A 5697-nucleotide genomic window follows, 5' to 3' on the forward strand; every position below is an offset into this window, starting at 1 on the left:
CCGGGGAAGCGGCGGGCGGGGAGGTGCGAGGTGTCGATGGACATGGGCTCGCCGTCGGCGAGGCGGAGCCGGTGGACGCGCAGTACCCGGCCGCCCGGGCGGATGCAGAGGAGGGTGGCGAGGCGTTCGTCGGCGCTGACGTAGCCCGCCTCCAGGATGCGGGTCTCGGGGCGCAGGCCGTGGTGCCGCATGTCCTCGGTGTAGCTGACGAGCTGGAGCTCCTGGGAGACCTTCGGCTTGGCGACGAACGTGCCCTTGCCCTGGATGCGCTGCAGGCGTCCCTCGACGACGAGTTCGGCGAGGGCCTGCCGGACGGTGGTGCGGGACGTCTCGTACTTCTCGGCGAGGGTCCGCTCAGGGGGCAGCGGGCTGCCGGGGGGCAGGGACTGGATCAGCTCGACGAGGAGTTCCTTGAGCTTGTAGTACTTGGGGATGCGGGGCGCCTGGTTCGGGTGGCGCTTGCCGATGTCGCCCAGTGAGGCGCGGTCGAAGCCGTCGAATCCACCCCCGTGCCGGGGCCCGCCCCTGACCTCCGTCACGGCATCTCCTCACGTTCATCACCGGTTTTCCCCGATGTTATGTGTGAAGACTACGGCCGGTAGAACAGGCGATCTTCGCCAGGGCCTCTTCCAGAAGGGTGAGATCCGGGTCCTTCAGCGTGGCTCGCGCGGTGAGGCGGAGGCAGGCCCGGCCCTCGGGGACGGACGGCGGCCGGAAGCACCCCACGCGGAGCCCGTGCTCGGCGCAGACCTCGGCGGCCCGGACGGCGGCGTGCGGTTCGCCGAGGACCACCGGGACGACGGCGGCGGCCGGGGACGCGGTCTCCAGGCCGGAACCGGCCGCGAGGGCCGCGATGCGGCGGGCGCGGTCGCGGGCGCGTCCGGGCAGGGTGGGGTCGGTTTCCAGGACGTCGAGCGCGGCGAGCGCGGCCCCGGCGGCGGGCGGGTTCAGGCCGGTGTCGAAGATGAACGACCGGCCGGTGTCGATCACGGTGTCGATGACCTCGGGGGCGCCGAGGACCGCGCCGCCCTGGGACGCGAGGGATTTCGACAGCGTCACGGTGAGGATCACGTCCGGTTCGCCCGCGAGGCCGGCGGCGTGCGCGGCGCCGCGGCCGTGGTCGCCGACGACGCCGAGCGCGTGCGCCTCGTCGATCACCAGCAGCGCGCCGTGGGTCCGGACGGCGTTGTGCAGGGCCTTCAGGGGCGCCAGGTCTCCGTCCACGGAGAAGACGGCGTCGGTGACGACGATCGCGTGGTCCTCGCTGCGGCCGGCCAGGGCGTGCTCGACGGCGGCGACGTCGCGGTGCGGGGCGATCACCACGCGGGAGCGGGAGAGGCGGCACGCGTCCACGATCGAGGCATGGTTGACCCGGTCGGACACGACGAGCGTGCCGGGGCCGGACAGTGCGGTGACGGCGCCGAGGTTGGCGAGGAAGCCGGAGGAGAAGGCGAGCCCGGCGGCGGTGCCGGTGAACGCGGCGAGCCGCCGGTCCAGCTCGGCGTGCAGCTCCGTCGTCCCGGTGACGAGGCGGGAGCCGGTGGAGCCGGTGCCCCACTCGCGGGCGGCGGCGACGGCGCCCTCGACCAGTCGCGGGTCGCCCGCCAGCCCGAGATAGTCGTTGGACGCCAGGTCGACGAGCCCGCCGGAGCCGGGCGGGCGGGGACGGAGCGTCCGGTGCAACCCGGCGTCCTCGCGGAGGGCCGCCGCGTCGCGGAGCCTGGCCAGAGGGTCTCGTACCGGGGTCATGCGGGGCATCCTGCCAGGTCGCGCGCCGGGTGGGGGACCCGCCCGGGTACCAAAGCCCATCGGCGATGATGGTGGCGTGCCTACCTTGACCGATCTCGTCCGCGATCACAGCGACCTCACCGAGGACGATCTGGAGTGGCTGCACGCGCTGGTGTCCGACTGGCAGCTCCTCGCCGACCTGTCGTTCGCCGACCTGCTGCTCTGGGTGCCGCTCCGGTCGGCGGACGCGCTGCCCGCCGACCGCGGCCGCCGCGCGCTGCCGGACACCGGCGCCACCGTCCCGGGCTGGGTGGCGATCGCGCAGATGCGGCCGACGACCGGGCCGACCGCCTACCCGGAGGACCTGGTCGGCAAGGTCGTCCGGACGGGACGCCGCGGGCTGATCGACGTGGCGTGGCGGGAACGCCGGATCGTCCGGGAGGGCGACCCGGAGTGGGGCAGCGGCATCCCCGTCCGGGAGGAGTCGATCCCGGTGCGGCGCGGCCCCAAGGTCCTCGGCGTGATCCAGCGGAGCACGAACCTCAGCTCGGCCCGGACGCCGAGCCGCCTGGAGCTGACCTACCTGCAGAGCGCCAGCGACCTCGCCACGATGATCTGCGAGGGAACGTTCCCGGCGCCGGGCGAGGAGCCCAACATGGTCCGCTCGCCGCGTGTCGGCGACGGGCTGATGCGGCTGGACCGAACCGGCCGGGTCACCTACGCCAGCCCCAACGCGCAGTCGGCGTACCGGCGGCTCGGCTACCCGGCCGACCTGGTCGGCGAGTCGCTCGGGCAGATCACCGCCGAGCTGTGCGACACGGGCGAGCCGATGGAGGAGGCGCTGAGCGTCGTCCTGTCCGGCCGGGCGCCCCGCGAGGCGGAGGTGGAGTCATCCGGGTCGATCATGCAGCTCCGGGTGATCCCGCTGGTCGTCAGCGGGACGCGGATCGCCGCGATCGTCCTGTGCCGGGACGTCACCGAGCTGCGCTGGCGCGACCGGGAGCTGCTGACCAAGGACGCCACCATCCGGGAGATCCACCACCGGGTGAAGAACAACCTGCAGACGGTCGCGGCGCTGCTGCGGCTCCAGGCGCGGCGGCTGCAGATCCCGGAGGGGCGGGCGGCGCTGGACGAGGCCGTCCGCCGCGTCGGGTCGATCGCGATCGTCCACGAGACGCTGTCGCACACCCCCGACGAGCTGATCGACTTCGACGACATCGCGGACCGCGTGATCACGATGGCGGGGGAGGTGTCGACGCCGGAGACCAAGGTCACGCCGAAACGGACCGGGAGCTTCGGCGTCCTGCCCGCCGAGGTCGCCACGCCGCTGGCGATGGCGCTCACCGAGCTGCTCCAGAACGCCCTGGAGCACGGCCTGACGAACCGCTTCGGGACGCTGGAGGTCGTCGCGCACCGCTACGGCGACGGCGAGGCGCCCCGCGATCCGGGCGGCGTCTCCGTATGGGGCGACTGGCCGGGGGCGGACGAGCACGCGCGCGTCGTCCCGGATGCGGGCCCGGCCTCGGGACGCCGTCTCGTCACGGTCGTCACCGACGACGGCATCGGCCTCCCCGAGGACTTCGACGTCGAGAGCAGCAACAGCCTGGGGCTCCAGATCGTCCGGACGCTGATCGTCGGGGAACTGGGCGGCCACCTGGACTTCCGCCCCCGCGAGGGTGGCGGCACCGAGGTGGTCGTCGACATTCCCCTGGGCGACGCCCAGTCCTCACGGCGTCAACCGCCCCGAACCACGTGAGGGACGGGCCCGCTACAGGCCCGCGCGGGCCCTGGCGCGGGAGGCGCGGCGCTTCAGGGCGCGGCGCTCGTCCTCGCCCATGCCGCCCCATACGCCCGAGTCCTGGCCGGACTCCAGCGCCCAGCGCAGGCAGGCGTCGGACACGTCGCAGCGGCGGCACACCTGCTTGGCCTCTTCGATCTGCAGGATCGCGGGTCCGGTGTTGCCGATCGGGAAGAACAGCTCGGGGTCCACGTCACGGCAGGCTGCGCGGTGGCGCCAGTCCATGCGGTCCACTCCTTCGTCAGGTGGTGGAGATGCTCCACTCTTGTGAACGGTTTCACATGTCGCGAACGCCCGGGTGGCTGTAGCCATCTCCAGGGGTGAATGTTCGGCGGCGCTGCGAGACGGGGACCGGCGTCGTCGGGGTCCCTATGTCGGCAAGCGCACTTTGAGCGTGTCAGGGGGGTACGGGCAGACGCAAGACCTTTGAGAAAGGATTCTCAAAGTATGGATGTCGCATGTGTCACACCCGCGGGACGGGCGTGTTACTTGGCTCTCACCTGGCAGCCCTAACAGCCTCAAATGACGATGCGTATTGCCTTCGGGACCGATCGGAACGTCACGCTGTGCTGTTCGCCAAGGTAGTCGCCGTCCAGCTGAAAGGCCATGGGCCGCTCCGCGCGCAATGTGACCTCCGCCGCATCGTGCACGTTCACCACGTGCCGTCCCTGCACCGGGCGGGCACGCGCGGTGAGCATCTGCGCCACCGCCCCGAGCGCCGGGCCGACGTCCAGCGAGCGCATGCCGAACACGTCCAGGCCGCGCGAGAAGTTCGCCTTCGGACTCGGATTGACCGGCAGCCGTCCCATGAAAGTCCAGGGCGATGTATTGGAGATGAACGCGAGGAACAGTCCGGTTTTCGGCGGGCGTCCGGGCTGTTCCAAAGTGAGGGCCGGATGCCGCCTGTCGGTGCCGGAGAAGAAATGCCGGAGCGCCGTCTGGACGTACAGCGAGTTGTAGGCGGTGGCCCCGGCGGCGCGCCTGCGCTCGACCTCCCGCACGACCTCGGCGTCCAGCCCGACGCCCGCGCAGAACGTGAAGTAGCGCTCCGGGCCGCCCTCGTGGGAGGCCGTGCCGAGCCCGATCGTGCGGTGCCGCCCGGCGCGCAGCGCGTCCAGGACCGCCTTCGTCGCGCCGATCGGGTCGCCGGGCAGGCCGAGCGTGCGCGCGAAGACGTTCGTGCTGCCGGACGGCAGGACCGCCAGCGCGGGCAAGGCGGAGGACGGGCCATGGGCCAGCAGCCCGTTGACGGCCTCATTCACCGTCCCGTCGCCGCCGAGCGTGATCACGACGTCGTAGCCGTCCACGGCCGCCTGCCGGGACAGCTCGGTGGCGTGGCCGCGATGGCCGGTCTCGGCGAGGACCAGGTCGAGGTCGCCGGTGAAGGCCCGCATCAGGATGTCGCGGGCCCGCCGGGAGGTCGAGGTCGCCTTGGGGTTGGCGATGAGCATGGCGCGCACGGCGTCAGGGTATCGATCGTTCCGGATGCGTTCGCCCGGTGTTCCCCCGCCGCCCTGGCAGGCCGCCGGAAACCGCCCTCGGGCGGGATCGCCGGGCGGGGCGAGTAGGGTTTTCGATTGTGTCCAAGCGTCCCATCACCGTGCAGGCCGCCGCCGCCCTCGAGGCCGTGGAGGGCGCCGCCGCCGTCGGCTTCGGCGTGTACACCGGCGTGGAGACCGCCACCGGCGCCGCCGTCGACCCGGCCAGCGCGATCGGGGTCACCGTCCTCGCGCTCGCGGGCGGCCTCGGGATGCTCGCGTGCGCTCGCGGGCTGTGGCGCGCCGACCAGTGGAGCCGCGCCCCCGCGGTGCTGACGCAGCTGTTCGCGCTGCCGGTGGCATGGTCGCTGTGGCAGAGCGACCGCCCGGCGATCGCGATCCCGATGGCGGCCGTTGCCGTCCTCGCGCTGATCACCGTGCTCAGCCCGCCGAGCACGGCCTGGCTGATCACCGATCACGATGAGGACGGCGACACCCGCGAGGACGACGACCGAGGCGACCAAGGCGCCCAGGAAGAGGCCGAGCCCGTGCGGAGCCCCGGTGAACCGCGGTCTCTGGGGCAGCGCCTCAAGGACCGCCTGAAGGAACAGCCCACCAAGGACTAACCGTCCTCCAGCCCCCACCCACCGCCATTCAACGGACGAGCTCCGCTCGGCGCCCGTCCTCCAGCCC

At 72.7% G+C, this 5697-nt stretch carries 6 protein-coding genes; 2 read left to right on the forward strand and 4 right to left on the reverse strand.

Features of this window, described 5'->3' with window-relative positions:
* Together E1264_RS39255 and E1264_RS39260 are read right to left on the reverse strand one after the other, a co-directional pair.
* Positions 1–467 (reverse strand): GntR family transcriptional regulator (locus tag E1264_RS39255; RefSeq protein ID WP_243711449.1); only part of this gene is annotated, 467 nt, incomplete at its 3' end.
* 109 nt (positions 468–576) lie between these two features.
* A complete protein-coding gene (locus E1264_RS39260) occupies positions 577–1749 on the reverse strand; it encodes an 8-amino-7-oxononanoate synthase (protein WP_243711448.1) in 1173 nt (390 codons plus the stop codon).
* Positions 1750–1825: 76 nt separating this feature from the next.
* On the opposite strand from E1264_RS39260, the gene E1264_RS39265 reads away from it, so the two are divergent.
* Complete coding sequence (locus E1264_RS39265; protein WP_132182105.1) at positions 1826–3484, forward strand: PAS domain-containing sensor histidine kinase; 1659 nt, start codon at positions 1826–1828, stop codon at positions 3482–3484.
* Between the two features lie 12 nt (positions 3485–3496).
* Here the strand turns inward: E1264_RS39265 and E1264_RS39270 are convergent, their stop codons facing one another.
* Together E1264_RS39270 and E1264_RS39275 are read right to left on the reverse strand one after the other, a co-directional pair.
* Positions 3497–3751, reverse strand: coding sequence for a WhiB family transcriptional regulator (locus E1264_RS39270; protein WP_132182107.1), 255 nt, complete (start codon positions 3749–3751; stop codon positions 3497–3499).
* A 293-nt stretch (positions 3752–4044) separates the two neighbouring features.
* Positions 4045–4977 carry a diacylglycerol kinase family protein gene (locus E1264_RS39275; RefSeq protein WP_347813451.1) on the reverse strand — a complete coding sequence of 311 codons (933 nt, stop codon included), beginning with the start codon at positions 4975–4977 and terminating at the stop codon, positions 4045–4047.
* 128 nt (positions 4978–5105) lie between these two features.
* On the opposite strand from E1264_RS39275, the gene E1264_RS44185 reads away from it, so the two are divergent.
* Complete coding sequence (locus E1264_RS44185) at positions 5106–5630, forward strand: hypothetical protein (protein ID WP_165964615.1); 525 nt, start codon at positions 5106–5108, stop codon at positions 5628–5630.
* The last annotated feature ends 67 nt before the right edge of the window (positions 5631–5697 follow it).

It is taken from the genome of Actinomadura sp. KC216 (assembly GCF_004348535.1).
Lineage (GTDB): Bacteria > Actinomycetota > Actinomycetes > Streptosporangiales > Streptosporangiaceae > Spirillospora.

Coding starts and splice junctions, on each gene's coding strand:
- E1264_RS39270 (WP_132182107.1), bottom strand. CDS start 3,751: ATGGACTGGCGCCACCGCGCAGCCTGCCGTGACGTGGACCCCGAGCTG.
- E1264_RS39275 (WP_347813451.1), bottom strand. CDS start 4,977: ATGCTCATCGCCAACCCCAAGGCGACCTCGACCTCCCGGCGGGCCCGC.
- E1264_RS39260 (WP_243711448.1), bottom strand. CDS start 1,749: ATGACCCCGGTACGAGACCCTCTGGCCAGGCTCCGCGACGCGGCGGCC.